This is a genomic window from Kribbella sandramycini, from assembly GCF_013131805.1.
In the GTDB taxonomy this organism is placed as follows: domain Bacteria; phylum Actinomycetota; class Actinomycetes; order Propionibacteriales; family Kribbellaceae; genus Kribbella; species Kribbella sandramycini.
Genome location: NZ_JABJRC010000001.1, coordinates 476,813 through 503,275, shown reverse-complemented (window position 1 = coordinate 503,275; position 26,463 = coordinate 476,813). Strand labels below are relative to the sequence as shown.

General features: G+C 69.4%; 24 protein-coding genes. 12 read left to right on the top strand and 12 right to left on the bottom strand.

Features of this window, described 5'->3' with window-relative positions; all coding sequences use genetic code 11:
• The first annotated feature begins 21 nt into the window (after positions 1 to 21).
• Both HPO96_RS02145 and HPO96_RS02140 read left to right on the top strand, forming a co-directional pair.
• The gene (locus tag HPO96_RS02145; protein WP_171670527.1) at positions 22 to 696 is read left to right on the top strand and encodes a DUF2848 domain-containing protein; all 675 of its coding nucleotides are present in this window, start codon (positions 22 to 24) and stop codon (positions 694 to 696) included.
• Positions 687 to 1,022 (top strand): cupin domain-containing protein, encoded by a 336-nt coding sequence (locus HPO96_RS02140; RefSeq protein ID WP_171670526.1) that lies wholly within the window; start codon positions 687 to 689, stop codon positions 1,020 to 1,022. Before HPO96_RS02145 ends, HPO96_RS02140 begins: the two co-directional genes overlap by 10 nt.
• Here the strand turns inward: HPO96_RS02140 and HPO96_RS02135 are convergent.
• Positions 1,011 to 2,504, bottom strand: a complete 1,494-nt coding sequence (locus HPO96_RS02135; RefSeq protein WP_171670524.1) for a leucyl aminopeptidase — start codon at positions 2,502 to 2,504, stop codon at positions 1,011 to 1,013. The two genes, HPO96_RS02140 and HPO96_RS02135, sit on opposite strands and share 12 nt — an antisense overlap.
• Before the next feature lie 97 nt (positions 2,505 to 2,601).
• Here HPO96_RS02135 and gcvT point away from each other — a divergent pair, with 97 nt between their 5' ends.
• The 8 genes from gcvT (at position 2,602) to HPO96_RS02095 (ending at position 16,019) form a co-directional block, all read left to right on the top strand.
• Positions 2,602 to 3,705: a glycine cleavage system aminomethyltransferase GcvT gene (gene gcvT / locus HPO96_RS02130; protein ID WP_171670522.1), complete on the top strand. Its 1,104-nt coding sequence runs from the start codon at positions 2,602 to 2,604 to the stop codon at positions 3,703 to 3,705.
• A gap of 105 nt (positions 3,706 to 3,810) precedes the next feature.
• On the top strand, positions 3,811 to 6,645 hold the full coding sequence (locus tag HPO96_RS38890) for an AfsR/SARP family transcriptional regulator (RefSeq protein ID WP_171670521.1): 2,835 nt from the start codon (positions 3,811 to 3,813) through the stop codon (positions 6,643 to 6,645).
• A 297-nt stretch (positions 6,646 to 6,942) separates the two neighbouring features.
• A complete protein-coding gene (locus tag HPO96_RS02120; RefSeq protein WP_171670519.1) occupies positions 6,943 to 7,950 on the top strand; it encodes an ABC transporter permease in 1,008 nt (335 codons plus the stop codon).
• A gap of 41 nt (positions 7,951 to 7,991) precedes the next feature.
• Positions 7,992 to 9,755 (top strand): ABC transporter substrate-binding protein, encoded by a 1,764-nt coding sequence (locus HPO96_RS02115; protein WP_171670518.1) that lies wholly within the window; start codon positions 7,992 to 7,994, stop codon positions 9,753 to 9,755.
• Positions 9,756 to 9,860: 105 nt separating this feature from the next.
• Positions 9,861 to 10,853, top strand: coding sequence for an ABC transporter permease subunit (locus HPO96_RS02110; protein WP_171670516.1), 993 nt, complete (start codon positions 9,861 to 9,863; stop codon positions 10,851 to 10,853).
• The gene (locus HPO96_RS02105; RefSeq protein WP_420371453.1) at positions 10,850 to 12,004 is read left to right on the top strand and encodes an ABC transporter ATP-binding protein; all 1,155 of its coding nucleotides are present in this window, start codon (positions 10,850 to 10,852) and stop codon (positions 12,002 to 12,004) included. The genes HPO96_RS02110 and HPO96_RS02105 overlap by 4 nt, the downstream gene beginning before the upstream one ends.
• Positions 12,005 to 12,023: 19 nt before the next feature.
• Positions 12,024 to 13,082: an ABC transporter ATP-binding protein gene (locus HPO96_RS02100; protein WP_171670514.1), complete on the top strand. Its 1,059-nt coding sequence runs from the start codon at positions 12,024 to 12,026 to the stop codon at positions 13,080 to 13,082.
• A gap of 66 nt (positions 13,083 to 13,148) precedes the next feature.
• On the top strand, positions 13,149 to 16,019 hold the full coding sequence (locus tag HPO96_RS02095) for an AfsR/SARP family transcriptional regulator (RefSeq protein ID WP_171670513.1): 2,871 nt from the start codon (positions 13,149 to 13,151) through the stop codon (positions 16,017 to 16,019).
• A gap of 7 nt (positions 16,020 to 16,026) precedes the next feature.
• Here the strand turns inward: HPO96_RS02095 and HPO96_RS02090 are convergent, their stop codons facing one another.
• The 11 genes from HPO96_RS02090 to HPO96_RS02040 all read right to left on the bottom strand — a co-directional run bounded on the left by HPO96_RS02090 (position 16,027) and on the right by HPO96_RS02040 (position 25,202).
• Positions 16,027 to 16,578 (bottom strand): hypothetical protein, encoded by a 552-nt coding sequence (locus HPO96_RS02090; RefSeq protein WP_171670511.1) that lies wholly within the window; start codon positions 16,576 to 16,578, stop codon positions 16,027 to 16,029.
• A gap of 48 nt (positions 16,579 to 16,626) precedes the next feature.
• Complete coding sequence (locus tag HPO96_RS02085; RefSeq protein WP_171670509.1) at positions 16,627 to 17,736, bottom strand: ROK family transcriptional regulator; 1,110 nt, start codon at positions 17,734 to 17,736, stop codon at positions 16,627 to 16,629.
• Positions 17,737 to 17,766: 30 nt separating this feature from the next.
• Positions 17,767 to 18,522 carry an adenosylcobinamide-GDP ribazoletransferase gene (locus HPO96_RS02080; RefSeq protein ID WP_171670507.1) on the bottom strand — a complete coding sequence of 252 codons (756 nt, stop codon included), beginning with the start codon at positions 18,520 to 18,522 and terminating at the stop codon, positions 17,767 to 17,769.
• Positions 18,519 to 19,046: a bifunctional adenosylcobinamide kinase/adenosylcobinamide-phosphate guanylyltransferase gene (locus HPO96_RS02075; RefSeq protein ID WP_171670506.1), complete on the bottom strand. Its 528-nt coding sequence runs from the start codon at positions 19,044 to 19,046 to the stop codon at positions 18,519 to 18,521. Before HPO96_RS02075 ends, HPO96_RS02080 begins: the two co-directional genes overlap by 4 nt.
• Positions 19,039 to 19,848: an ECF transporter S component gene (locus tag HPO96_RS02070; protein WP_171670504.1), complete on the bottom strand. Its 810-nt coding sequence runs from the start codon at positions 19,846 to 19,848 to the stop codon at positions 19,039 to 19,041. The genes HPO96_RS02075 and HPO96_RS02070 overlap by 8 nt, the downstream gene beginning before the upstream one ends.
• Positions 19,845 to 21,455, bottom strand: coding sequence for an ABC transporter ATP-binding protein (locus HPO96_RS02065; RefSeq protein WP_171670502.1), 1,611 nt, complete (start codon positions 21,453 to 21,455; stop codon positions 19,845 to 19,847). Before HPO96_RS02065 ends, HPO96_RS02070 begins: the two co-directional genes overlap by 4 nt.
• Positions 21,452 to 22,540 carry a CbiQ family ECF transporter T component gene (locus tag HPO96_RS02060; protein ID WP_171670501.1) on the bottom strand — a complete coding sequence of 363 codons (1,089 nt, stop codon included), beginning with the start codon at positions 22,538 to 22,540 and terminating at the stop codon, positions 21,452 to 21,454. Before HPO96_RS02060 ends, HPO96_RS02065 begins: the two co-directional genes overlap by 4 nt.
• Positions 22,540 to 23,229 (bottom strand): SCO2322 family protein, encoded by a 690-nt coding sequence (locus HPO96_RS02055; RefSeq protein ID WP_171670499.1) that lies wholly within the window; start codon positions 23,227 to 23,229, stop codon positions 22,540 to 22,542. The genes HPO96_RS02060 and HPO96_RS02055 overlap by 1 nt, the downstream gene beginning before the upstream one ends.
• 131 nt (positions 23,230 to 23,360) lie before the next feature.
• Entirely contained in the window at positions 23,361 to 23,573 is a 213-nt protein-coding gene (locus HPO96_RS02050) for a hypothetical protein (protein WP_171670497.1), read from the bottom strand.
• On the bottom strand, positions 23,570 to 24,580 hold the full coding sequence (locus tag HPO96_RS02045; protein WP_171670496.1) for an aldo/keto reductase family protein: 1,011 nt from the start codon (positions 24,578 to 24,580) through the stop codon (positions 23,570 to 23,572). Before HPO96_RS02045 ends, HPO96_RS02050 begins: the two co-directional genes overlap by 4 nt.
• A 31-nt stretch (positions 24,581 to 24,611) precedes the next feature.
• Positions 24,612 to 25,202, bottom strand: a complete 591-nt coding sequence (locus tag HPO96_RS02040; RefSeq protein WP_171670494.1) for a DUF3043 domain-containing protein — start codon at positions 25,200 to 25,202, stop codon at positions 24,612 to 24,614.
• Between the two features lie 166 nt (positions 25,203 to 25,368).
• Here HPO96_RS02040 and HPO96_RS02035 point away from each other — a divergent pair, with 166 nt between their 5' ends.
• Positions 25,369 to 26,175: a PspA/IM30 family protein gene (locus HPO96_RS02035; RefSeq protein ID WP_171670493.1), complete on the top strand. Its 807-nt coding sequence runs from the start codon at positions 25,369 to 25,371 to the stop codon at positions 26,173 to 26,175.
• Positions 26,172 to 26,447 carry a PspA-associated protein PspAA gene (gene pspAA, locus HPO96_RS02030; RefSeq protein ID WP_171670491.1) on the top strand — a complete coding sequence of 92 codons (276 nt, stop codon included), beginning with the start codon at positions 26,172 to 26,174 and terminating at the stop codon, positions 26,445 to 26,447. The genes HPO96_RS02035 and pspAA overlap by 4 nt, the downstream gene beginning before the upstream one ends.
• Positions 26,448 to 26,463 lie beyond the last annotated feature (16 nt).

Sequence of the window (26,463 nt, the reverse complement as noted above, 5' to 3'; positions counted from 1 at the left end):
AGAAAATCGGAGGATCCTCAGATGCTGCGCTTCGCCCTACCCACCGGCGGTGAGCGGGAAATCACCGTCCGCTACGCCCTGAACGCTGGATACGCCGGTCGCGACACCGCCCAGGTCCAGCACCACGTCGATGAGTTGGCCGAGCTGGGAGTCCCCGCGCCGACCCGCATCCCGACCCTGTACCCGCTGTCGGCGTCTCTGGTGGGCCGGCCGGAGGTTGTCCAGGTCGCGCACGGCAAAACCTCCGGTGAGGCGGAGTGGGCACTGGTCGTCGGCGACTCGCCCGAGGACCTCCTGCTGACCGTCGCCTGCGACCACACCGACCGCGCGCTGGAGGTACACGGCGTCGCCTGGAGCAAACAGTCCGCACCGGACGTGCTGGGTGATGTGGCGTGGCCCCTCAAGGAGATCGAGGGTGAGCTGGACCAGTTCACGCTGAAGGCCTGGGTCCGGCACGGCGACACCGAGCAGCTGATCCAGGACGGAACGCTCGCTCAGCTGTTGCCCCCGTCGTACTGGATCAAGGAGCTGGGTGACCGGCTGGTGCCCGGCACGGTCCTGCTCAGCGGCACGATACCGATGATTGCCGGGGTCGACCAGTTTGCTGACGCGTGGCGGGTTGAGATGTCCGATCCGCGCGGTGTGACGAGCCGCATCGTCTACAGCGTCGAGCAGCTCGCAGAAGCATGGTCGTGAAGGAGGAGCGCGAGTTCTTCCCCACAGGTGACATCGCCTGGGAGGTGGTCGAGGGCATCGAGCAACGCGTGCTGAGCATCGACAACGCCGACGGCACACTGACCAGACTGGCCCGCTGGCCGGCCGGCACGACTTCCGGCGTCGACGTCATCCAGCACGACTACGTCGAAGAGGTGTACCTGTTCGAGGGTGAGCTCACCGACCTCACCCTCGAACAGACCTTCCACCCCGGCGACTACGCCTGCCGGCCGCCGGGGATGCCGCACGGTCCCTACACGACCGTCAACGGCTGCCTGATGCTGGAGATCCGCTACTCAGCTCGCTGAGGTGGCGAGCTCGACCAGGGTGCGGACGCCGTACCCCGTGCCGCCGGCCGGCGTATAGCCGGCCGCGCCGCCGTCGTTGAAGGCCGGGCCGGCCACGTCGAGGTGCACCCAGTCGATGCCGTCGGCAACAAAGTCGCCGAGGAACGCGGCCGCGGCGAGGGCGCCGCCCCAGGGCTCGCCGGTGATGTTGGCCAGGTCGGCCACCTTCGAGTGCGACTTCAGCTTGTCGAGCATCTCGGCGGGGATCGGCAGCGGCCACATCGCCTCGCCGGACGCGACGGCGGCGTCCACGACCCGGTCCCGGGCGGTGTCGGTGTTACCGAAGGCGCCGGCCACCTTGGTGCCCAGGGCAACGACGCAGGCGCCGGTCAGGGTGGCCACGTCGACGATCAGATCCGGCTGGTCCTCGGAGGCGCGGACCAGCGCGTCGCCGAGCACCAGCCGGCCCTCGGCGTCGGTGTTCAGCACCTCGACGGTCTTGCCGCCGTACATGGTCAGGACGTCGGACGGGCGCGCGGCCGAGCCGGACGGCATGTTCTCGGCCATCGCCGCGTACGTCGTCACCTGGACCGGCAGCCCGAGCCGCGCGATCGCCAGCGTCGCCGCGATCACGGCGGCCGCGCCGGCCATGTCGGACTTCATGCTGATCATGCCGCTGGCCGTCTTCAGCGAGAGGCCGCCGGAGTCGAACGTGATGCCCTTGCCGACGAACGACAGGTGCGTCACCGGCTTCTTCGGCGTGTAGCTGAGCCGGACCAGCCGCGGCGGGTTGGTCGAGCCCTGGCCGACACCAAGGATGCCGCCGTACCCGCCCTTGACCAGGGCCTTCTCGTCGAGCACCTCGACCTTCACGCCGTGCTCCTTGCCGAGTTTGACCGCGTGCGCGGCGAACTCGACCGGGTGCAGGTCGGACGGCGGGGTGTTCACCCAGTCGCGGACCAGGCGGATCGCGTCGGCGGTCACCTCGGCGCGCTCGAGCGCGAGTTTGGCGTCCTTGTTCCGCGCGAGGTCGGTCAGCACGATCAGCGCGCCCGGCTCCTCGGCGGAGCTCTCCGACTTGTACGCCGTGAACGCGTACCGGCCGAGCAGCGCGCCCTCGGCCACCGCGCGCACGCACTCGGCGTCCGGCGTGGGCAGCGCGAAGGCGACCGACTGGCCGGACTTGGCGGCGCGGACGCCGGTGCCGGCGGCGGTGCGCAGGTCTTCGGTCTTCAGCGTGCCGTCGGGGGCACTGCCGAGCCCGACGGCGATCAGCGTCGCCGAGCGGCCGGGTTTCGGACCGGGAACCTTGGTCACCTCACCCGCCTTGCCGGTGGCGCCGAGGCCGGACAGCACCTCGACCAGCTTTCCGCCGTAGGCGGCGTTCAGCGACTCGGTACCGGCGGGCAGGGTGACGCCGCCGCCGAGTTTGACCACGCCGATGACGACCGCGTCGGTCTTGACACCGGCCGCATCGGACTTGCTGAGGGTGATGGTGCTCACGAAAATCTTCGGCCTCCTTGACCGGCGGACGGAAAGCCGGTCGTGACGGTACGTGAATACTGCCTTCGCATGCTACGCGTCCGGTAGTTTCCCCTCCATGACCGGATCGCCTGAGTTGAAGAAGTCCCCGTTGCACGAGCGGCATGTCGCGCTCGGCGCCAAGTTCGCCGAGTTCGGCGGCTGGGAGATGCCGCTGGAGTACTCCGGCGTGGTCGCGGAGCACACCGCCGTCCGGACGTCGGTCGGCGTGTTCGACGTCAGCCACCTCGGCAAGGCGACGGTCAAGGGCCCGGGCGCGGCGGCGTACGTGAACGCCGCCCTGACCAACGACCTGGGCAAGATCGCGCCGGGGCAGGCGCAGTACACGCTGTGCTGCAACGAGCGTGGCGGCGTCGTCGACGACCTGATCGCGTACCTGCACGCCGACGACGATGTCTTCCTCATTCCGAACGCCGCGAACACCGCTGAGGTCGTCCGCCTGCTGCAGGCCGATGCGCCGGCAGGCGTCGAGGTGACCAACGTCCACGACGACTACGCGATTCTGGCGGTCCAGGGCACCGACAGCGACGAGGTGGTCGCCGCCATCGGTCTGCCGACCGGCCACGACTACATGTCCTTCGCGGTCGCCGACTTCGCCGGTACGCCGGTTGTCGTCTGCCGGACCGGCTACACCGGCGAACGCGGGTACGAGCTCGTCGTCCCGAACGCCGCGGCGGTCGCCGTCTTCGACGCCCTGCTCGACGCCGGAGCGCAGTACAACCTCGTCCCCGCCGGCCTGGGCGCCCGGGACACCCTGCGCACCGAGATGGGCTACCCGCTGCACGGCCAGGACATCTCCCCGGACATCACCCCGGTGCAGGCCCGCTCCGGCTGGGCCGTCGGCTGGAAGAAAGAGCACTTCTGGGGTGACGAGGCTCTCCGCGCCGAAAAGGCCGCCGGCCCGGCCCGCGTCCTCCGCGGCCTGCTCGCCGCCGGCCGCGGCATCCCGCGCCCCCACATGACGGTCCTGTCCGGTGACACCGCCCTCGGCGAGGTCACCTCCGGCACCTTCTCGCCGACCCTCAAGAAGGGCATCGCCCTCGCCCTCCTCGACGCCACCGTCAAGGAAGGCGACCAGGTCACCGTCGACATCCGCGGCCGCCAGGAAACCTTCGACGTCGTCAAACCCCCGTTCGTCACGGTGAACGTCCGCGAGAGCTGACCATCAGCCCCAATCCCAGGCTCGAGCCATCACACTCCCTTTCGCTAGGGGCGGGTGCGGCTCGATCCTGGGCCGGGGCTGTTACCAGGCGCCTACCATGTGCCAATGGAATTCCGCCTGCTCGGTCCGGTCGAGATCTGGTCGGCCGGACACCCGGTGGTGCTGAAACGCCGGCAGGAACGCCTGGTGCTCGCAGTACTGCTGCTCGAGCCGGGCAAGCCAGTCGCCGCAGACCGGCTGATAGCGCTGCTCTGGCCCGAGGCGTCGCCCAGCAATCCCCGCCGGGCCTTGCAGGTCTACATCTCCCGCCTGCGCGCTGTCGTCGATGCCGACCTCACCAGCGGTCCCGAGGGGTACGCCGTCCAGGCAGCGCCTGGTAGCACCGACATCGAGCAGTTTCGGACCCTCATCACCCAGGCGCGCGGTGAATCGGACCTGGGGCTGCGCACCAAGCTCGCGACCGATGCCCTGTCGCTGTGGCGTGGGCCTGCTCTGGCCGACGTCACCACTGACGACGTACGCCGCCGCCTCTGCTCTGGTCTTGAGGAAGAGCGCTGGGCCGCCGAAGAACTGCAGATCAGCACCGAGCTCGCTCTGGGCCACCACCAGGACCTCCTCCCACGCCTGGCCGAGCTGGCCGCTGCTGAGCCCACTCGCGAGTCGTTCGCCGCCGCGCTGATGCTCGCGCTGTACCGCTCCGGTCGCCAGACCGACGCACTCGCCGTCTACACGGAGCTAGTGCGTCATCTGGATGAGGAGCTCGGAGTAGAGCCCGGTACCGAGCTGCGAGACCTCCAGGTCGCCATCCTGCGCCAAGACCCGTCGCTGGACCTCCTCATCCAGGCGGCCGTTCCCCGCGAGCTGCCCGCTGATGTGAGCTTGCTGATCGGACGGGACGACGTACTGACCGAGCTGTCCGCAACACTGAAGAGCGGCGGCCACACCGGCGTACCGACCGTCGTCTGCCTGTACGGCGCCGCCGGCACCGGCAAGTCGGCAGCTGCCGTCCGCCTCGGCCACCTCCTGGCGGACTCCTTCCCGGACGGTCAGCTCTTCGCACGCCTGCAAGACGTCAACGGGCACGCCCTGCCCCCGCGCGCCGTCCTAGGTCAGCTCCTACGCTCCCTGGGCGTCGACGGCTCAGAACTACCCGACGCACTCGAAGAGCGCTCCGCCCTCCTCCGCAGCCGCCTAGCCAACAAATCCACCCTCCTACTCTTCGACGACGCCGTAGACGCCGGCCAGCTCCGCCCCCTCCTCCCCGCCGCCGGCGCCGTCATCACCACCTCCCGAACCCCCCTCCTAGGCCTCGAAGACGCCACCCACCGCGAACTCCACCCCCTCGACCACACCACCAGCGCCCAACTCCTCGGCGCCCTCTCCGGCCTCCCCGCAGCCCACCTCACCGAAGTCGTCCCCCACTGCGCCGGCCTCCCCCTCGCCCTCCGCATCGTCGGCGCCCGCCTGGCCCTCATCCGCGAACCCGTCAGCCACGTAGTCCAATCCCTCGCCGACGAATCCCGCCGCCTCGACTACCTCGTCGCCGGCGACCGAGCCGTCCGAGCCAGCCTCGACCTCACCCTCGCCCTAGCCACCCCCGAAGCCCAGGCCCTCTTCACCCGCCTCGCCATCGTCACCGCCGACGAGTTCGGCCCGTGGGTGGCCGCCGCCCTCCTCGACACCGACGAGACGTCAGTAGCTGCCGTCCTCGACTCCCTCACCGCCCTCGGCCTGATCCAGCTCCGCCGAGTCGCTCCACCCCGCTACGGCCTGCACGGCCTGCTCCGCGCCCGCACTGCCGAGCTGTACGCCGACCTCGAGCGGCCCGACCGCGACGTTTACGAGAGTCGTTACCTCGACACGGTCCTCCGCCTGCTCACGATCGCCGACGCTGCCATCGACCATTCGCTGGTCAGCCAGATCGAGGTCGATCCTGGCGGCGGCCCGGCCTTGCCGGCCATCGAGGCCGCAGCCGCTGCCGGCGCCGACTGGCTGGACGGCGAGGTGTCGGTGATCCGGGCCGCAGTGGAACGCGCGGCCGGCCCCTGGCCGCGGAGCGCCGGCATGCTGGCAGTGCGTTTCCGCGGCTATCTGCTGGTCCGAGACTCTCGTGATGACCGGCTCGCGGTTCTGCAAACCGCACGGGACGCCGTCGCCGGTACCGCCGACGTCGGCCTGGAGGCGGAGCTGGATCGCTCGTTGTTCGGCGTGTTCGCCCAGGCCGACGCTGCTCCGGAGCTGCTGGCCGAGCTGGCCGAGCGAGCTGTCGACTCCGCCCGCCGTGCGGGCTCGGTGCCGCTTCTGCTCGGTGCACTCAACCAGGTTTGCTGGGCAGCCGGCGCCCGCGCGGACTACGAGCGCATGCTCGCCGTGGCCGATGAGATGTACGAGCTGGCCGAACATGATCCCGCGGCTGACCAGTCCTGGGCTCTGGATCAGCAGTACGGCGCCTTGTACGGTCTGGGCCGGATCGCCGAGGCCCAGAAGGTGGCACGGGCGATCTGCCGGGTTGACGACACACAGAGCCGAACCCGCGCCATCCGGCTGGTCATGCTCGCCGAGGCCTTGTTGGCAGAGCCGGACCTGGGAGTGCGGCACACAGCCGAGTTGCAGACGCATGTGCGGGAAGCACAGCAAATCGTCGAACGACTGGGAGACGAGCTGGGATTGGCGCACGTCCTAGCCATGGCGGCTCAGGTGCTCGTCATCACCGGCCGCCTGAGTGAAGCTGGCGAGGTGTTACTCCGGGCCGAGGAGATTCTCGACCGGCGCCCGAACGCGGGCGGCCGGGTGCGCGTCGCCATCGGGTGGGCCCGGCTGCTCTTCGTCGCCGGGCGCGTCGGGGAAGCGCACCAGACCCTTTCCGCGGCGATTCCGGGAGCGACGCTCGAGGGCGCGCACGAACTTCGGCAGCAGCTGGGGTTGCTCGGCGAGGGGTGATCCAGGGGTGTTCGGAGGGGCGATTTCGGGGGAATCGGGAAGATCTCGGAAAAGGGCCGATTGTTACATTCTGTTATTTTTGTGGCACAAATTGGCCACTGTCGGTGCTGTGCCGACGCATTTTGCGTAGGTTTGACTGCGGAAAGTGAGCAAATGGGGTAAAAATTCGGGTCTGGTACGTCTTCCGGTAACGATTTGCGCACTGGTCGGGAACACGGCTGGTTTGGTGCCGGACAGTCGGGCAGGCTAGCGCGCGGCGTGGAGGAATCCGGGCTGTCAAGCGAATTTGGAGCGCGCATGAGCATTGGGGCCCCTGACTCGAGTGTGGGGATCGAGGAGCACCCGGCATCGGCCGAGCCGGTCCGCGCGAGTGGTGTCGCGCACGGCAAGTCTCCGACCCGGATCGCGATCGATCGGCTCCGTAAGGACAAGGTCGCGATCGTCTGCGCGTGCATCGTGCTGTTCTTCGTTCTGGTCGCGGTGTTCGCGCCCCTGCTGGCCAAACTCGAGGGTGGCGACATCTCCACCTTCAACGTGAAATTGGTCGACGAGTTCGGATTCCCGACCATCGGGTTCACCTCCGACCACTGGTTCGGCGTCGAGCCGCGCACCGGTCGCGACCTGTTCGCCCGCTGGGTGTACGGCGCCCGCCCGTCGCTGATCGTCGCGTCGGTGGCGACCCTGTTCGGGACGACGGTCGGGGTCGTGATGGGCCTGCTGGCGGGCTTCCTCGGCGGCTGGGTCGACCGGGTCATCTCGTGGGTGATCGACTTCGTGCTGAGCCTGCCGTACCTGCTGTTCGCGATCGCGATGGTGCCGATCGTCGAGTCCTGGCGCGGCGGGGCGTTCACGCTCAGCCCCGAGGAGCAGGCGAGCACCCGGTTCTACGTGCTGATCTTCGTGCTCTCGTTCTTCGGCTGGGCCGGACTGGCACGTGTCATCCGCGGCGAGGTGCTCTCGCTGCGCGAACGTGAGTTCGTCCTGGCCGCCAAGGCCATCGGAGTGTCCACGCAGCGGATCCTCTTCAAGGAACTGCTGCCCAACCTGGTCGCCCCGATCGTCATCTCGGCCTCGCTGGCCTTGCCGGCGTACGTCACCGCTGAGGCCGGGCTCTCGTTCCTCGGTGTCGGTCTGATCGAGCCGGTTCCCTCGTGGGGCCAGACGATCGCCACCGCCACCAACTGGTTCAAGGCCGACCCGATGTACCTGTGGCTGCCGGTGATCGCGATCACCATCCTGGTGCTTGCGCTCGCCCTCCTGGGTGACGCCATCCGGGACGCCTTCGACCCCAAGACTCGCCGGTAGTGCGGCGATTGCCCGAGCGGCAGAAAAGGAGAAACCCGACCATGCAGTGGAAACGGATCACCGCGGTTTCGGCGACGGTCATGCTGGCCGCCGTAGCCTGTGGCAGCCCGTCCTCGAACAACGGAGGCACCGGCGGCGACAGCGGCGGGCAGACGAACGCGACCCAGACCAAGGTCATGGACGAGTCCGCGAAGGGCCCGGCCGCCGAGGTCGACGGCGCGAAGAAGGGCGGGACCGTCACCGTCCTGTCCGACGTCACGCCGTCCACGTTCGACCCGACCGACACGTACTACACCGACGGCTTCCAGATCCAGAAGCTGTATCTGCGGTCGCTGACCCAGTACCGGCTGGACGGACCGGATCACAAGCCGGTCCTGGTTCCGGACCTCGCCGAGGACCTGGGCAAGGTGTCGGACGACAAGCTGACCTGGACCTTCAAGCTGAAGAAGGGCATCAAGTACTCCGACGGCACCGACGTCAAGGCCGAGGACTACGCGTATTCGATCAAGCGGTCCTTCGCCCACGACCTCTACAACAACGGCCCGGGCTACCAGATCCAGTACTTCCTGGACGGTGACAAGTTCAAGGGCCCGTACGGCCCGAACGGCGACAGCTTCGCCGGTGTCGAGACGCCGGACGACAGCACGCTGGTGATCAAGTTGCGCAAGCCGTTCGGCGACCTGCCGTTCTTCGCGGCGTTCCCGCTGTTCACGCCGATCCCGAAGGCCAAGGACACCAAGGACGCGTACCAGAGCAAGCCGCTGGCCACCGGTCCCTACATGGTCCAGTCGCTGAACCCGGGCGCCGAGCTCAAGCTCGTCAAGAACCCGAACTGGGACCCGAACACCGATCCGGTTCGGCACCAGTACGTCGACGGCTTCAACTTCAAGTTCGGTCTCGACACGCTGAAGATCCAGAACCAGATCCTCGCCAGCACCGGTCCGGATGCCAGCGCGATGACCTACAGCAACATCGACGCGACCCTGGTCCCGGAGCTGAACAACGGCAACAAGAAGGACCAGCTGATCCAGGGGCCGGCGACGTGTAACCGGATGTTCCCGATGGACACCCGCAAGATCCCGCTGCCGGTCCGGAAGGCCATCGCGGCCGCGTACCCGTACGACACCGAGCGCAAGGTCGCGGGTTGGACCTCCCTGGCCGAGCCGGCCACCTCGACCTACATGTCGCCGTCGGTGCCGGGCTGGGAGAACTACGAGGTTCCGGGCCTGAACGGCAAGGGTGACGGCGACCCGGCCAAGGCCAAGCAGATGCTGGAAGAGGCCAACGCGGTCGGGTTCGAGGTCTCCTGGTACTACTCGAACGACCAGAAGATCGCCACGACGCGCAGCCAGGTTCGCGAGCAGGCGCTGGTCAAGGCCGGCTTCAAGGTCAAGGCGATCGGCGTCCCGACCGCCAAGATCCGTGAGGTCACCGGTGACCAGAACGCTCCGGTCAACACGCTGAAGTCGCCGGTGGGCTGGTGCTCCGACTGGCCGAGCGGCTCCTCGTGGGCGCCGGTGCTGTTCCGCTCCGACGCGATCGAGCTGGGCAACAGCGTCGGTCAGCTGACCGACAAGGCGCTGGACGCGGAGATCGACAAGGTCAACCAGCTGGACCCGGAAGAGGCCCTGAAGACCAAGGCCTGGATCAAGCTGGACAAGAAGATCATGGAGGAGTACCTGCCGGCGCTCCCGATCTACCAGTCGCGGTCCGCGTTCCTGGTCGGTACCAACATCGGTCACCCGATCAACGACCCGTCGCAGGGGTTGCCCGAGTTCACCTCGCTGTTCCTGAAGCAGCCCTGATCGCCAGCTGATCGAGCAGTCCTGAACTGCTCGTTCTGATCGCGAAGCGGGTGGCCAGGTGGTATTACCGCCTGGCCGCCCGCGGCGATCGGTGAGGAGAAACCTGTGTTGTACTTCCTGGGGCGCCGCATCATCAGCGCTCTGTCCGTCGTCTTCGTCACCCTGGTGGCGACGTTCGCGCTGTTCTTCGTCGCGCCCACGGACCCCGCGGGTGCGATCTGCGGAGCGCGTAACTGCCCGCCCGACCGGCTGGCGGAGATCCGGGCCGGCCTGGGGCTCGACGAGCCGAAGGTGAAGCAGTTCACCAGCTACCTCGAGGGCCTCGTCGCGGGCCGGACGTACGTGAACGGCGGCGTCGAGCGCGACTGCGCGGCACCGTGCCTCGGGTACTCGTTCAAGAACGACCGGCCGGTGCTGGACATGCTCAAGGAGCGGCTCCCGGTCACCATCTCGCTGGTCGCGGGCGCTGCCGTCATCATGCTGACGGTCGGCGTGACGATCGGGTCGATGGCGGCCAAACGCCGGGGCACGGCCGGTGATCGCGCGCTGGTCACCAGCACGCTGATCGTCAGCTCCATCCCGTACTACATCGTCGCGCTGATGATCTCGCTGTATCTGACGATCTTCTACCCGATATTGCCGCGGGGGCAGTGGACGTCCCCGTTCGACAGTCCCGGGAAGTGGATCGCCGGGTTCGTGACGCCGTGGCTCGTCCTCGGCCTGGTCAACACGACGCAGTACGTGCGGTACTCGCGCGGCTCGATGGTGGAGTCGCTCAGCGAGGACTACATCCGCACCGCCCGGGCCAAGGGTCTGTCCGATCGGGTCGTGACCTACAAACACGCCCTGCGGACGGCGCTCATCCCGGTGATCACGATCTTCGGTCTGGACGTGGCCGGTATGCTCGCCGGCGCGATCTTCACCGAGCGCATCTTCGACCTGCCCGGGCTCGGCCAGCTGGTGCTGCAGAGCCTGGTGAACTACGACCTGCCCGTGATCATGGGCACGGTGCTGATCTCGTCGATCTTCCTGGTCGCGGCGAACCTGGTCGTCGACATCGTCTACAGCCTGATCGACCCGCGGGTGAGGCTGTCGTGACCGAGCCCACCCCCGACGACCGGAAGGACGCCATGTCCGAGACCGCAGCCGAGCAGCCGGCCGAGGCCAAGCGCGGCCCGGAGGTCGCCACCCGGGAGCGCCGCCAGGGCGCGCTCAGCCCGAGCGGCGAGACGCCGTACCTCGTGGTCGAGGACCTGACGGTCAAGTTCCCGACCGCGGACGGCGTGGTCAGCGCGGTGAACGGGCTGAGCTACTCGGTCCCGCTCGGCCGGACGCTGGCGATCGTCGGCGAGTCCGGTTCCGGCAAGTCGGTGTCGAGTATGGCGGTGATGGGTCTGCACGACCCGCGCCGCAGCAAGATCACCGGCTCCATCCGGCTCGGCGGCGACGAGCTCGTCGGGATGCCGGAGGCCGACCTGATGAAGGTCCGCGGCGACGCGGTCTCGATGGTCTTCCAGGACCCGCAGTCCTCGCTGCACCCGCTGTACACGGTCGGCAAGCAGATCGCCGAGGCCTACCTGGTGCACCACAAGGTGTCCAAGGAGGTCGCGAAGAAGCGCACCCTGGAGATGCTCGACCTGGTCGGCATCCCGAACCCGGCGCGCCGCTTCAACCAGTACCCGCACGAGTTCTCCGGCGGTATGCGGCAGCGCGCGATGATCGCGATGGGTCTGGTCAACGACCCGAAGCTGGTCATCGCCGACGAGCCGACCACCGCGCTCGACGTCACCGTCCAGGCCCAGATCCTGGACCTGCTGAACAACCTGCAGAAGGAGTTCGGCTCCGCGATCGTGCTGATCACGCACGATCTCGGCGTGGTGGCCGAGATGGCCGACGACGTCCTGGTGATGTACGCCGGCCGCTGCGTCGAGTACGGCACCGCCGAGGACGTGCTGGCCAACCCGCGGATGCCCTACACCTGGGGTCTGCTGGAGTCGATCCCGACGGTGTCGGCGGCCAACGAGCGGCTGCGCCCGATCAAGGGACTGCCGCCGTCGCTGCTGAACCTGCCGAGCGGCTGCTCGTTCAACCCGCGCTGCCCCTACAAGGACCGCGTGAAGGGCGAGCGCTGTACGACGGATCTGCCCGAGCTGCTGCCGGTGGACGGCGCCGGCCTGCACACGTCGCGCTGTCACCTGCCGGACAAGGCCTCGATCTACGAGACCGAAGTCCTGCCGAGACTGGGCTGACGAGGGACTGAGGAGAGAAATGAGCGACACGGTACGCCCGATCGACCAGGCGCCCTCGAACGCCGAGACGCTGCTGCAGATCCGCGACCTGAAGATGCACTTCCCGATCAAGGAAGCGGCCGGCCTGGCCCGGACCAAGAAGGTCGTGCAGGCCGTCGACGGCGTCAGCTTCGACCTGAAGGCCGGGGCGAGCCTCGGCCTGGTCGGCGAGTCCGGCTGCGGCAAGTCGACCACCGGGCGGATGATCACCCGGCTGCTGACCCCGACGTCCGGCCAGATCCTGTTCAAGGGCACGGATATCGCGCGCCTGAAGGAGAAGGACCTGCGGCCGTTCCGGCGCCAGCTGCAGATCGTCTTCCAGGACCCCTACAGCTCGCTGAATCCGCGCCAGACGGTCAGCAACATCATCAGCACCCCGCTGCGCGTGCACAACCTGGTCAAGAAGGGCAAGGAGCTGGCCCGGGTCCAGGAGCTGCTGGAGCGGGTCGGCCTGAACCCCGAGCACCACAACCGCTACCCCAACGAGTTCTCCGGCGGTCAGCGGCAGCGGATCGGGATCGCCCGGGCGCTCGCGGTCGAGCCCGAGGTGATCATCGCCGACGAGCCGGTCTCCGCACTCGACGTCTCCATCCAGGCCCAGGTGATGAACCTGCTGGAGGACCTGCGCCGCGACCTCGGCATCGCGTTCGTGTTCATCGCGCACGACCTCGGCGTCGTCCGGCACTTCTGTGACACGGTCGCCGTGATGTACCTGGGCAAGATCGTCGAGCAGGGGCCGCGCGAGCAGATCTACGGCGCCCCGCAGCACCCGTACACGCAGGCGCTGCTGTCCGCCGCTCCCGACCTGGGCACGATCCGCGGCATCCCGCCGAAGGAGCGGATCCGGCTGGTCGGCGACGTCCCCTCGCCGATCGACCCGCCGAGCGGCTGCCGCTTCCGCACCCGCTGCTGGAAGGCCGAGGACATCTGCGCGACCCAGGAGCCGCTGCTCGAGGGCAAGCCGCAGTCGACCCCGGGCCACGCCGCGGCCTGCCACTTCGCCGAGCCGAAGCTGGACCTGACCGCCGCCACCGCCTGACCGCACCATCTCGAGAGCCGCCGCTGCCCACTGTGGCCGGGGCGGCTCTCGGCCTATCATCCGCAGATGGAATTCCGCCTGCTCGGAACGCTCGAGGTCCACGACGGCGACACCGAGGTCAAGCTGGTCCGGCGGCAGGAACGCGTGCTGCTCACCGTGTTGTTGCTGAGGGCAAATGAAGTCGCCGCTCCGGAACAGCTGATCGATCTGCTCTGGCCCACGGACCCGCCGCCGGATGCGCGCGGCGCGCTGCAGGTCTACGTCTCCCGGCTACGCAAGGCCGGTATCACCATCGACGGCGGCCGCGACGGGTACGCCGTCCGAGCCCCCGTGGGCTCGACCGATCTCGACCGCTTCCGCACGCTCGTCGCGGCGGCGCGCGGCGTACCGGACCCAGTCACCCGCGGCAGTCGCCTGCGCGCGGCGCTGGAGCTCTGGCGTGGCGATGTGCTCCCCGACCTCGACGATCGGACGACGCGGGGCCGGCTCTGCGCAGCTGTGGACGAAGAACGCCGGAGCGCGTTCGACGATCGGATCGACGCCGAGCTGGCCGCCGGTTCGTACGCCGGGCTGCTCGCCGAGCTACCCACCGCCGTCGCACAAGAGCCGACTCGCGAGCACACAGTCGCCGCTTGGCTGACTGCGTTGCACCGCACCGGCCGCCGCCAAGAGGCACTCGACGCGTACGTCGACGTCGCTGCCACCCTCGCCGACCGATTCGGGCTCGAGCCCGCGCCCGCCCTCCGCCGCCTCTACGCCGCGATCCTGCGCAACGACCCCGAGCTGACGACAGATGGCCAGGCGTCGGACGACGCCGTCCCGCGCGAGCTGCCGGTCGACATCTCGCTGCTGACCGGTCGCGACGACCTGATCGCCGAGGCCGTCGACGTGCTCACCCAACCGGACCGGGACCGGCCCGCCGTCTACCACCTCTGGGGTGGTGCCGGCGTCGGTAAGTCCGCGACCGGCGTACGGATCGCGCACCAGGCAGCTGCGGCGTTTCCCGATGGTCAGCTCTTCGCCCGCTTGCAGGACGTCGCCGGTGCGCCAGTCGCCGCCCACGCGCTGCTGGGCCGCATGCTGCGGTCGCTCGGGCTGTCGTCCGGTGAGATCCCCGAAGGTCTGGCCGAGCGCCGCGACGTACTGCGCGAGCGGACGGCGGAGCTGGCGCTGCTGGTCGTGCTGGACGACGCTCTCGACGCGGAGACCGTCGAACAGCTCCTGCCGCCAGGTCCGCGCAGCGCGGTCATCGTCACCTCACGCGCGCCGCTACCGGAGCTGACGGACGCCGTACCGCACCGCGTCCTCCCGCTCGACCCAGCGATCAGCCGCGACCTCCTGCTGCGGCTGATCGGCCGTCCGGTGCGCGACGAGGGGGCGATCGCAGTCCTGATCGATCACTCGGCCGGTCTGCCGCTGGCGTTGCGCATCGTCGGTTCCCGGCTCGCGTTGTCGGGTGATGAGCTGCTGCCGACGCTGGCTGGATCGTTGGACGTCGAAGATCAGCGGCTCGACTCGATGGTCGCCGGGGACCTCGCCGTCCGGGCCAGTCTGGATCGCACGCTGGTGCTGGTGGACTCCGAAGCCCGCCAGCTGCTGGAGCGGCTCTCGCTGGTCGGTGTCGCCGAGTTCCCGGCCTGGGTGGCGGCCCCGCTGCTCGACACCGACGAGTCGGCCGGGGAGGACGCTTTCGCGCGGCTGGTCGATCTGGGCCTGGTCGAGCTGGTGCGGCCTGGCTGGTACAAGATGCACGCCCTGGTCCGTTCGTACGCGGCTGAGCGGTTGGAAGCGCCGTCCGAGCCGTTGGACCGGTTTCTGCATGCAGCCCTGCGGCTGCTGGTCGTCGCGGACGACGGGCTCAGCCACGGTTTCACTACCGCGCAGGCGACGCTCGTGCCGGAAGAGGTTGGTCTGAAGCAGGCAGAGCGTGAGCTGGCCGGCAACGAGCGACAGTGGCTGGGGGAGTCCTGGCCGTTGCTGCAGGCCGCGGCTCTGACGGCCATCGGAGCCGGGCGGCTCGAACTGGCGGTGGCGCTTGGGCTCCGGCTGAACAGCTTCTACATCATCACCGACCTGCGGGAGCCGCGGATCGACGTTCTCCGTGCACTCGCCGAGGCGTTGCGGGCAGCCGATCAGCTGGAGCTGGTCGTCCGGACCGAGATCTGCCTCATCCCCGCGCTCGGCTCGCCGGACCCGCGGAGCTGGCCGGTCGCCGAATCGTGCTGGGCGGACGCGCAGCGGCTCGGCTCGGCCGAGCTGAAGGTGCGCTCGTTGATCAACCTGTCGAACTGCGCTCGCCGGCAGTGCGACTTCGACCGGGATCGGGAGGCCAGTGAGCTGGCGCTCGAGCTGATCGATCATCAGGGCGGTCCGGCCGAGGTGCGGTACATCGTCTTCCGCAACTTGGGGCAGAACGCGGCCGCGCGGCGTGACCACCAGGCCGCCTGCGAGTGGTTCGAGAAGCAGCTCACCGAGTGTCCGCAGGGGACCGTGCAGGAGTTCTACGCGCAGAACGGGTACGCCGAGATCCTCGTCCTGGAAGGGCGCTTCGACCAAGCGGAGTCGGCCTTGCGGCGGGCTCGCCAGGTCTGCGCGCCGCTGCGGAGCGCCTATCTCGACGCGCAGGTCGATTGCCTGAGCTCGCTCCTGGAGCTGCGCCGCGGGAACGTCGACGAGGGCCGGCGGCTGCTCGACCAGGCCCGGGCGCGATTCGACGGCGAGCCGGGGCAGGACATCGCGATGTACCTGATGGAGTTCGAGTCACAGCTGGCGATGGCGCGGGGCGACCGGGTGAACAGCCGCCGGATCCGCCGGGAGCTACTCGAGCTGCTGGAGGCCCGCGGCGATCTGCTGGGCGCCTACCAGGTGCGCTACGACTTCGAGCACGACCCCTGGTGGTCCAGCGACTCCGCGGAGCCGCTGGACGCACGCGATTGAGAGGTCGTTACCTGGTGGTCCAGACGTAGCCCATCGGGCCGTCGACGCGCCAGCCGGCCTTCTTGTGCGCGTTCACGGCGGAGGCGCGGACGACGCGCCAGCCGCCGCCGGTGCCGCCCTTGGAGACGCGGAAGACCTGGACGCGGTCCTTGGCGGCGGCGACCGGGACGCGGCCGACGATGCCTTCGTACTTCCACTGCTTGGAGGCGCTCAGCTTGTCGCGCTCGGCGGCCGACAGGGTCAGCAGGTACGTCGACTTCTTCAGGTTGCGCAGCCGGTAGACGGCCACCGTGCCCCGGATCGCCTTGGTCGAGACGTAGCCGGGCGGCGTGCCGGTGTTGGTGAACTTGAGGCCGCGGGCGCGGTTGTACTCGGCCTGGCTCGCGGTGTAGAAGTAGCCGGCGTTTCCGACGGTCTTCATCTCGATCAGCGTGGCCCGGTACGACGTCGCCGCCGGACCGCTCTGCGCCGCGCCGGCCTGGTTGGCGACGACGATCCCGCCGGTCGCCAGCGCCGCGGTCGTGACGGCGGCGCCGACGATCTTCCATTTCTTTGACATGGCCGGAACGCTAGCGGCGGGCGGGGCCATCGCCCGGCGCGGCCGAATTCAAGAGTTGAACAGATGGGCGGCGAGCTGGACGGCGCCGCGCAGCTCGGCCTCGGCGCCCGCCGTGGCCAGGCGCAACTCGACGGCGGCGGCTGCGCTCGGGATCGCGGAGTGGTCGAGAGCTTCGCGCAGCGGGAGCAGGACCAGCTCACCGGCGGTGGCCAGTACGCCGCCGACCGCGATCACCTCGGGGTTCAGCAGGTTCACCAGACCGGCGACGGCGATGCCGACTCGGCGTCCGGCGTCCTCGATCACGCGGCGGCAGCCGAAGTCGTCCTGGAGGGCGCGGTCGACGATGTCGGTCAGGCTGAGTGGGCCGTGGGATGCGGTCAGGCTGCTGATCAGCGCGTGGGATCCGACGTACGTGTTGAGGCAGCCGCGGTTGCCGCAGGGGCAGATCGGGCCGTTCGCGTCGATGGTCACATGGCCGATCTCGCCTGCGGTGCCGGCTGAGCCGCGGAAGAGTTCGCCGTTGAGGATCAGGCCGGTGCTGACGCCGTCCGCGAGCTTCAGGTAGCAGCCGTTGTGAACGCCTTGTAGGGCACCGGTTCGGAGCTCGCCGAGCGCGGCCAGGTTGGCGGTGGTGTCGAGTGCGACGGGGGCGCGTAGGTGGTCGGTCAGTGTTGCTGCGAGGTGCTCGCCGCGCCAGTTGGGAGTGATGCTGCTTGGGCGGCCGACGGCGATCGCGGTGAGCTTGCCGAGGTCGGCGTCGATGCTCTCGGCGAGATCGGCGAAGCGGCGGACGACGCACGTCAGTCCGTCGTCGGGTGACAGCGGCGTCCGTTGCTGGGCGCGGAGCTTGCGGGAGTCGTCGGCGATCGCCAGGTGGACGTCGTCCGGGCCGAACACGAAGCCGGCCAGCAGACCGCCGCCGGACGCGGGCGCGACCAGGACGGCGCGGCGGCCGTTGCGCACGCTGGGGGAGAGCTCGACCAGCCCGGCGTGGTCGAGCTCGCGGACCAGGTTCGACACGGTCGCGGGGGACAGGCCCGATGTTTTCGCGATCTCCACCTGGGTGAGTGGGCCGTGCCGACTGACGACCTCCAGAACGCGCGCCCGGTTGGCTTCGCGCAGCGAACTCTGCGAGCCGGGGGCGGATCTTGCGTTCATTAGCTGAACATAACGAGCTTCCGGTTCATCTCAGCTGCTCAGCGCCAGGGTGAGGAGGCTGATGGGCAGGGCAAGTTCGACGGCCGCGCCCAGTACGTCGCCTGTGACGCCGCCCAGGAGCTTGCGGGCCCGCCGGGTGACTGCGAGTGCGACGCCGATCGCCAGCAGCACCGCTACGCCCGCCGCCCAGCCGAACGCGACCACCGCGCCCGCCGTCACCACCGCACTCACCAGCGCCGCCGTCCACGTCGGCACCGTCCCGGCGACGACGCCTCCCAGCCCGTCCGGTCGCGCCGACGGGACGCCGCTCCGGCACGTCCACACCAGCGTCAACCGACTGGCCACCACGGCGATGAGGATCGCCTGCCAGCCGAACCCGGCCTCGATACAAACCGCCAGCGCAGCCACATCCACCAGCAGCACGCCGACCAGACTCAGCACCCCGAACGGCCCGATGTCGCTCTGCTTCATGATCCGCAACATCGTCTCGCGGTCCCGCCGGCTCCCCAGCGCATCCGCGAAGTCAGCCAGCCCATCCAAGTGCAACCCACCAGAAACCCCAGCCACCACCAGCACCCCCAACACCGCCGCCAGCAACCCAGCGCCCGGCCGAACCGCCAGCACCCCCACCACCACCCCAGCCGCCAGACCCCCAACCACCCCACCCACCACCGGCGCCAAAACCATCGCCCGCCGCCCCACCCCCCGATCCACCACCCGAACCACCCCCACCGGCAAAACCGTCAACAACCCACCCCCCAACCGCGCCCCGTCCAGCCAGCTCATGTGAGGGGGAGGGTTCGGCCGGCGATGGTGTAGAGGGCGGTGGTGGAGGTTAGGGAGATGGCGGTGTTGAGGCGGCCCATGAGGTCGCGGAAGAGGCGGGTGCCGGGGTCGGCGGGGACTACGCCGGCGCCTATGTCGTTGCTGACGGCAACTGTGCGGCGGGGGGTGGCGGACCAGGCGGCGGCGAGGTCGGCGATGGCTTGGTCGATGGCGGGGGAGCGGGTGAGGTCGGACCAGGTGTCGTGGGCGTCCATGGTGCGGGAGAGCCAGAGGGTGAGGCAGTCGACGAGCAGGGGCGGGCCGGGGGATTCCAGCAGGGGGATCAGGTCGATGGTTTCGATCAGGCCCCAGGTGGGTGGGCGGCGGGCCTGGTGCTTGGCGACGCGGTCGGCCCATTCGGCGCTGCCGGCGTCGTCGCCGCCGGTGGCGACGTAGAGGACGTCGGGGACGTCGGCCAGCAGGCGCTCGGCGGCGAGCGACTTGCCGGAGCGGGCGCCGCCGAGGATGAGGGTGCGGTCAGGCATGCGGGCTCCTTGGGTCGAACACGACCGGTGCGTCGAAGGCCGCCTTGCGGGCGGTTCGCCGGAACGCGTTCAGAACGGGACGGCCGAGAACGAGGACGAGCACGGCGCAGAGGATGCCGCGCGGGATGTCCCAGCCGAGCGAGGTGGCGACGACGAAGAGCAGGTACCGGTGCAGGTTCTCGGCCAGCGCATCACCGGGAATGAAGGAGAAGTCGCTCCCGAACGTCGCGTACGGCCAGAACCACAGGTTCATCACGAAGCCGTACGCCACCCCCGCCACCAGCGAGTACGCCGCCAGCAACAACAACTCGATCCGCCCACCGACCCGCGGCAACAGCCCGGCGAAACACCCCACCCAGGCACAGGCGAACATCTGGAACGGCATCCACGGCCCGACCCCGCCGCTGATCAGCGCGCCGCCCAGCAACGACACCGACCCCAGCACGAACCCGAACCCGGCCCCGAACGCCCGCCCCGCCAGCACCAGCAGGAAGAACCCCGGCTCCAGCCCCGCCGTCCCGGGCCCCAGCGCGCGCAGCGCAGCCCCGACCGCCGCCAGCATCCCCAGCAACGACACCACCTTGGCGTCGATCCCGGACTCCGACAGCTCCGCCAGTACGACGGCCACCAGCAACGGCAGCAGCAACACGAACAGCCACGGCGCATCCGTCGTATGCCCGATCGCCGACTCACCGGCCTGCGTCGTCTGCCAGAACAACGGCCAGGCAAAGGCCACCACCCCGACCAGCGACGCCAACAGCAACGCCGCCGTACTGCGCGGCCGCAGCCGGATCAGGTTCACGACGCCCGCTCCAGCGCCGTCGCCACTTCGCCAACGGTCAGGAACGGCAGCGGCGCCAGAATCTTCGCCACCTGCGGCGCGAACGCCGGTGAGCCCGCCACCACCGTCGCAGTCTCGCCGTCACTCACCAGCTCACCGTCAGCCAGCACCATCACCCGAGTAGCGACCTCAGCCACCATCTCGACGTCGTGCGTTGACAACAGCACCGCATGCCCTGCAGCAGCCAGCTCACGCAGGATCTCGACCAGCCGCCGCTTGGCGCCGTAGTCCAGCCCGCGGGTCGGCTCGTCGAGCAGCAACAGCGGGGGAGCACCGCACAGGACGACGGCCAGCGCCAAACACAACCGTTGCCCCTCGGACAGATCCCGCGGATGCAGTTCGTCGGCGACATCCGGCGCCAGCCGCGCCAGCAACGCCCGACACGTCCCGGCAGCCACCTTGAAGTCGGCGTCCGCCCCAGCACACTCATCCGCAACGGTTGCCGCATACAACAGGTCGGCCGGCTCCTGCGGTACCAGCCCGACCGCCTGCACCAACCGAGCCGGTCGCGTCCGCCGCGGATCCGCACCGGACGCCGTCACCGTGCCCGACCGCGGCGGCACGATCCCCACCAGCGCGTTGAGCAGCGTCGACTTCCCAGCCCCGTTCCGCCCCATCAGCGCCACGATCTCGCCCGCGCGAATACTCGTCGAAACCCCGCGCAGCGCAGTCACCGACCCGTAGCCGACGACCAGATCACTACACCGCGCCAGCTCCACCCCGAACGTCACCGTACGCCGAAGCGGCACAGCCCCGGTCAGCTGCGTCCGCAGCGCCCCAGCCGACCGCCGAGCGTCCCGCACCGACAGCGGCAACGGCGACCACCCAGCCAGCCGCCCAAGCTCCACAACCGGTGGCGCCACCGGCGCAGTCACCATCTGGTCAGCCGGCAGCCCAGTAGTCACCAGCCCAACCCCACCAGGTACTTCGATCACCCGATCGGCGTACTGCACGACCCGCTCCAGCCGATGCTCAGCCAGCACCACAGTCACCCCGAGGTCGTGTACGAGCCGCTGCAGCGCAGCCAGCACCTCCTCGGCCGCCTGCGGGTCCAGAGCCGATGTCGGCTCGTCCAGCACGAGCACCGCCGGATGCGACGTCAGCGCCGCACCGATCGCGGTTCGTTGCCGCTGGCCACCAGACAGTGACGTCAGCGCCCGATCCCGGACGTCGGCCAGCCCCAGCAGGTCCAGCGTCTCCTCGACCCGGCGCCGCATCACATCCGGCGGCGTACCGAGCGACTCCATGCTGTACGCCAGCTCGTCCTCAACGGTGTCGGTGACGAACCCGGTCAACGGATCCTGACCGACGAACCCGACCACATCAGCCAGATCCCGCGGCCGGTACTCCCGCGTGTCCCGCCCGTTCACCAGCACCCGACCAGCCAGCGTTCCACCGGTGAAATGCGGCACCAGCCCGTTGATCGTCCGCAACAACGTCGACTTCCCCGAACCGGTCCGCCCGATCACCAGCGCCAGCTCACCCTCCGGCACGGTGAAACTGACATCCCGGACGGCGGGCTCGGCTGCGCCGTCGTACGTCACACTCACTCGATCGAACTCGATCATGCGGCCACCCGCCGTCCCTGCGGCGGCGCAGCGAGCGCCGGAGCCAGCCCAACCAGGACGCCGAGCACCGGCAACACCGGCACCGGCGGAACCACGAGGGGCCCGGCCAGCAGCAGCCCGTGCACGCCGCGCACCGCAGCAACCACCATGACCGCCGCAGCAACCGCACCGGCCGCAACGACCAGCCACTCCGGCAGCGCCCAGGGATCAGGCCGGTAGCGGGTCCGTGTGACCCGCTGTCGCCCGATCGCGAGCGCACTGACCGCTAGCAGCAGCCCAATCGCCAACGTCAGCAGTGCGAACGGAAAGCTCATCGCATCTGTCAGCAGCGCGTAGACCCCGAGCAGAATGCCCAGCAGCCCCAGCAACACACAGAGCCCAGTTATCCGGCGCTGCCGCCGCGGAACCTGCGCAGTCCGCCCGTAGCCGCGCGAATCCATCGCTGCGGCCAGCTCGACCGACCTGTCCAATGCGCCCTCCAGAACCGGCATAGCCGTCGTCCGGAACGAGCCACGGGTCCGGCCGCGCAACCGGCGGGCCGCGCGAATCCGGCGCGCATCGGTCACCAGCTGCGGTGCGAACGTCAGTGCGACCACGCAGGCGACACCCATCTCATAGAGGGCCCCCGGCAACGACTTCAGCAGCCGCCGTGGGCTGGCCAGCGCATTCGCCGCGCCGATACAGCACAACATCACCGCAAGCTGACCACCGTCGTACAGGGCCGTGACGACCGCCTCGGCGGACACCTCACCGCCGAGCTTCACACCGGCCGCCCAGTCCGGCAAGGCGAGCTGCGGAAGCGTGAACAGCACCGTCGGCCCCTGCGAGCGCGTCGACAACAACGCCTGCAGGACGACGCGAACGCCGATCACGACCAGCCCAAGCTTCAGGAACGCCGCATAGCTGTTCGCCCACGGCGCATCCGTACGCCGGGCCGCGACCACGAACCCGGTCACTGCGAGAATCATCAGCAGCAGCACGGGATTCCGCGTCCGGCTCGCCGCGACGGCCATCCCGAGCGCCCACAACCACCAGGCCCCCGGGTGCAGCGCCCGGGGGAGCGTCAGCCGATGGACAGCACGCACTACTCGCTCGTGCGCCGGCGACGGACCAGAGCGATCCCACCGACCGCCAGCAGCGCGATGATCGCGCCACCGACCGCGAGCGGCCAGACCGCGCTGTCGTCGGAGTCATCCGGCACGGACGGCGACGGCGCGCTCGACCCGACCGCCGCGCCGATCGTCAGCTCCACCGGAGCGTCGGTGGCCGGGACCTTGATGTTCTTCACCTGGTCGCCGCAGCCCTTGCTCGGGTAGCCGTCGATCCCGCAGGTGAGGCCCTTCTCGATCCGGGTCGGCGCGATCGCCGCCAGGACCTTCGCCCCGTTGGCCGCCGGGTCGGTCACCACACACGTCCCGGTCGCCGGACCGGGCTGCTCACCGGTCAGCGCATCTTCCGCAGTGCCGTCGTCGACGACGACGGCGACCCGCTTCTTCCCGCTCTCGGCCGGAGTGTCGGCGCAGATCTTCGCGAAATCACCGGCCGCCCGCGGCACCCGGGGCTTCGCGCCGCCGACGGCGTACCGCCAGCCCTCCACCGACCCGTCCGCCGGGACGACGACATCCGCGCCCTTCTGTGCGAACGCCCACTGCCCGCCACTCCACTGGTAATAGCCCCAGAAGCGGTACCCGTCCTCGGCCTGAGCCTGAGTCGCACCGGCCCCCACGAGCACCAGCCCGGCCAGCACACTGAACAGCACTCGTCGAAGAGTCACGGCCGCAGCTTAGGGCATGCCGCCCAGCCCCACGCCTACTGCGGGGCACTCGGCACGGTGCATCGCCGCACGCCCTGACAAGCAGCAACCGGTGCGACGCCGCGTAACGACGTCGCACCGGGCACCGGAGTTCAGTCGGTCGTCTCGGCCAGGCTCATCGGGCCGTAGACCTCGCGGCCGTCCTCGAGCAGGAAGACCTGCCCGACGCCCTTCTCGGCCAGCTCGCGCCAGACCTCGCCGAGCCAGCTCTCCGCGTCGCCCTGGGCGGAGAACTCGGTGCCGCCGACCTCACTCGGGTCGACGACGGCGCCGCTCGCGGTCTCGAACCGCCACACCCAGCTCATCGGCCCGGCCGGGTCTGCGGGGCGTTCTGGGCGGTCTTGGCCGGGTCGCGCTCGACGATCCCGCCGAGCACCTCGTCGATCCGCTTCAGCACGGACTCCTCCAGCGTGACGCCGGCGGCCTTGACGTTCTCGGCGACCTGCTCGGGCCGGGAGGCGCCGATGATCGCGGAGGCGACGTTCGGGTTCTGCAGGACCCAGGCGACGGCTAGCTGGGACAGCTCCAGCCCGGCCTCGGCCGCGACCGGCTTCAGCTCCTGGACGCGGGTCAGGACGTCGTCGTTCAGGAACCGCTTGATCATGTTCGCGCCGTTGGCGTCGGTGGCCCGGGAGCCCTCCGGCGGCTGCGCGCCCGGCAGGTACTTACCGGTCAGCACGCCCTGCGCGATCGGCGAGAAGACGATCTGGCTGATCCCGAGCTCCTCGGACGCCGGGACCACCTCGGCCTCGATCGTGCGCCACAGCATGCTGTACTGCGGCTGGTTCGAGACGAACGGGATGCGCAGCTCGCGGGCCAGCCGGTGCCCCTCCCGCAGCTGCTCGGCCGTCCACTCCGACACGCCGATGTAGAGCGCCTTGCCCTGCCGGACCACGTCGGCGAACGCCTCCATGGTCTCCTCGAGCGGCGTCTCGGTGTCGAACCGGTGCGCCTGGTAGAGGTCGACGTAATCGGTCTTCAGCCGCTTCAGCGAGGCGTTGATCGACTCGTGGATGTGCTTACGGGACAGGCCGACGTCGTTCGGTCCGCCGGGACCGGTCGGCCAGTAGACCTTGGTGAAGATCTCCAGCGACTCGCGCCGCTCACCGGCCAGCGCGTCGCCGAGCACACTCTCCGCCTTGGTGTTGGCGTAGGTGTCGGCGGTGTCGAACGTGGTGACACCGGCCTCCAGGGCCGCCCGCACACACGCCGTCGCCTGCTCGTTCTCCACCTGGGAACCGTGCGTCAGCCAGTTCCCGTAGGAGATCTCACTGACCTTCAAACCACTGTTGCCGAGATAGCGGAAGTCCATACCCCGACCCTATCCGGTCAGGAAGCCAGATTCAGCTGGGCCGTTCGCCGCGCTTGACCATCGGCTTGGGCAGCCGCCAGCGGCGCATCTGCATCGTCCGGCGGACGGCGTAGAACCCGATGCCCTTGGCGGACTCGGTCGGGAACTTCACCCCGACTGCCTTCTTCAGCCCGGCCGAGAGCAGGAACCAGTCGCCGGCGATGAGCAGGATCATCGCCAGGAAGAACAGGTTCACCACGCCGGCCAGCCAGATGAACTGCTGGGAGAACACGACGCCGACCAGCGAGACCACGAGCAAGACCGGCAGCGCGAACTCCATCACCGAGTACCGGGCGTCGACGTAGTCGCGGGCGAACCGGCGGACCGGGCCCTTGTCGCCGGCCGGCAGGTACCGGTCGTCGCCGGTCTGCATGGCGGCCTGCATCTTGGCCCGCTCGGTGCGGACCTTGTCCCGGCGCAGCGCCGCGGCCTCCTTGCGGTTGCGCGGCTTCTTGAAGGTCGCCTTGCGGGCGGCCTCGGCCTCCTTGCGCGACGGCGTGGGCCGTCCCTTGCCGCCCACCTTGCCCTGGGGCTCGGCGGGTACGGTGTCAGTAGTTGTATCGGACTTGGTACGACGGAACACGGGGTCTGAACCTCATTCGGCAGGGCAGTCGCGACTCGGGGTGGTCCCCGGAACTAAACACCACTTTATCCGGGCCGGTCCTGATGGTGTGGTGACCCATAGGGACATAGGGTGGATGACACGCACGCCGGGTCGACGGGCCGGCGCAGAAGGGGTACGGATATCGATGAGCATCTTCAGGCGAGTGTCGACGATCTTCAAGGCCAAGGCGAACTCCGCCCTGGACAAGGCCGAGGATCCTCGCGAAACCCTTGACTACTCCTACCAGAAGCAGCTGGAACTGCTGCAGAAGGTACGCCGCGGCGTCGCCGACGTGGCCACCAGCCGCAAGCGGGTGGAGCTCCAGGCGTCCCAGCTGCAGGCGCAGTCGGCCAAGCTGCAGGACCAGGCGCAGAAGGCGCTCGGGATGGGCCGTGAGGACCTGGCCCGGGAGGCGCTGACCCGCAAGTCCGCGCTGCAGGGCCAGATCGACGACCTGACCACGCAGCACGCGCAGCTGCAGGGCGAGGAGGAGAAGCTCACGCTGGCCTCCCAGCGGCTGCAGGCCAAGGTGGAGTCCTTCCGGACCCGCAAGGAGACCATCAAGGCCACCTACACCGCGGCCGAGGCGCAGACCCGGATCAACGAGGCCTTCTCCGGGATCTCCGAGGAGATGAGCGACGTCGGCCTCGCGGTCCAGCGCGCCGAGGACAAGACCCAGCAGATGCAGGCCCGGGCCGGCGCGATCGACGAGCTGCTGGCTTCCGGCGCGCTCGACGACGCCTCCGGCACGCAGAAGGACAGCATCACCCTGGAGCTGGAGCGGATGTCGTCCACCTCCGGCGTCGACGACGAGCTGGCCGCCATGAAGGCGCAGCTCGCCGGGGGCAGCGCCCCCAAGCAGCTGTCCGGTGAGGCAGCAGCACCCGCCCAGCAGCCAGTGCAGCAGCCGGCCGCCGAACCGGCCCGACCGCAGGACGGAGATGTTCGATGATCATTCGCATCATGGGTGAGGGCCAGTGGCAGCTCGCCGATGAGAAGGTCGACCAGCTGAACGCGGTCGACGGCGAGCTGGAGAAGGCCGTCTCGGCCGGTGACGAGGAGGGCTTCCGGACGGCGTTCGCCGCCCTGCTCGACTTCGTCCGCTCGGGTGAGAAGGTGCCGGACGAGGTGCTGCACGACTCCGACGCGATCCTGCCGCCGAGCGACAGCTCGCTGTCGGAGATGCGCGAGCTGATCAGCGGCGACGGCCTGATCGCCGGCTGATCCAGTACCGACCCCT

Excerpts from the sequence above, each read along its gene's own strand:
- HPO96_RS02145 (WP_171670527.1), top strand. The coding sequence starts at position 22 with ATGCTGCGCTTCGCCCTACCCACCGGCGGTGAGCGGGAAATCACCGTC.
- HPO96_RS02140 (WP_171670526.1), top strand. The coding sequence starts at position 687 with ATGGTCGTGAAGGAGGAGCGCGAGTTCTTCCCCACAGGTGACATCGCC.
- gcvT (WP_171670522.1), top strand. The coding sequence starts at position 2,602 with ATGACCGGATCGCCTGAGTTGAAGAAGTCCCCGTTGCACGAGCGGCAT.
- HPO96_RS38890 (WP_171670521.1), top strand. The coding sequence starts at position 3,811 with ATGGAATTCCGCCTGCTCGGTCCGGTCGAGATCTGGTCGGCCGGACAC.
- HPO96_RS02120 (WP_171670519.1), top strand. The coding sequence starts at position 6,943 with ATGAGCATTGGGGCCCCTGACTCGAGTGTGGGGATCGAGGAGCACCCG.
- HPO96_RS02115 (WP_171670518.1), top strand. The coding sequence starts at position 7,992 with ATGCAGTGGAAACGGATCACCGCGGTTTCGGCGACGGTCATGCTGGCC.
- HPO96_RS02100 (WP_171670514.1), top strand. The coding sequence starts at position 12,024 with ATGAGCGACACGGTACGCCCGATCGACCAGGCGCCCTCGAACGCCGAG.
- HPO96_RS02095 (WP_171670513.1), top strand. The coding sequence starts at position 13,149 with ATGGAATTCCGCCTGCTCGGAACGCTCGAGGTCCACGACGGCGACACC.
- HPO96_RS02090 (WP_171670511.1), bottom strand. The coding sequence starts at position 16,578 with ATGTCAAAGAAATGGAAGATCGTCGGCGCCGCCGTCACGACCGCGGCG.
- HPO96_RS02085 (WP_171670509.1), bottom strand. The coding sequence starts at position 17,736 with ATGAACGCAAGATCCGCCCCCGGCTCGCAGAGTTCGCTGCGCGAAGCC.
- HPO96_RS02080 (WP_171670507.1), bottom strand. The coding sequence starts at position 18,522 with ATGAGCTGGCTGGACGGGGCGCGGTTGGGGGGTGGGTTGTTGACGGTT.
- HPO96_RS02075 (WP_171670506.1), bottom strand. The coding sequence starts at position 19,046 with ATGCCTGACCGCACCCTCATCCTCGGCGGCGCCCGCTCCGGCAAGTCG.
- HPO96_RS02065 (WP_171670502.1), bottom strand. The coding sequence starts at position 21,455 with ATGATCGAGTTCGATCGAGTGAGTGTGACGTACGACGGCGCAGCCGAG.
- HPO96_RS02050 (WP_171670497.1), bottom strand. The coding sequence starts at position 23,573 with ATGAGCTGGGTGTGGCGGTTCGAGACCGCGAGCGGCGCCGTCGTCGAC.
- HPO96_RS02045 (WP_171670496.1), bottom strand. The coding sequence starts at position 24,580 with ATGGACTTCCGCTATCTCGGCAACAGTGGTTTGAAGGTCAGTGAGATC.
- HPO96_RS02035 (WP_171670493.1), top strand. The coding sequence starts at position 25,369 with ATGAGCATCTTCAGGCGAGTGTCGACGATCTTCAAGGCCAAGGCGAAC.
- pspAA (WP_171670491.1), top strand. The coding sequence starts at position 26,172 with ATGATCATTCGCATCATGGGTGAGGGCCAGTGGCAGCTCGCCGATGAG.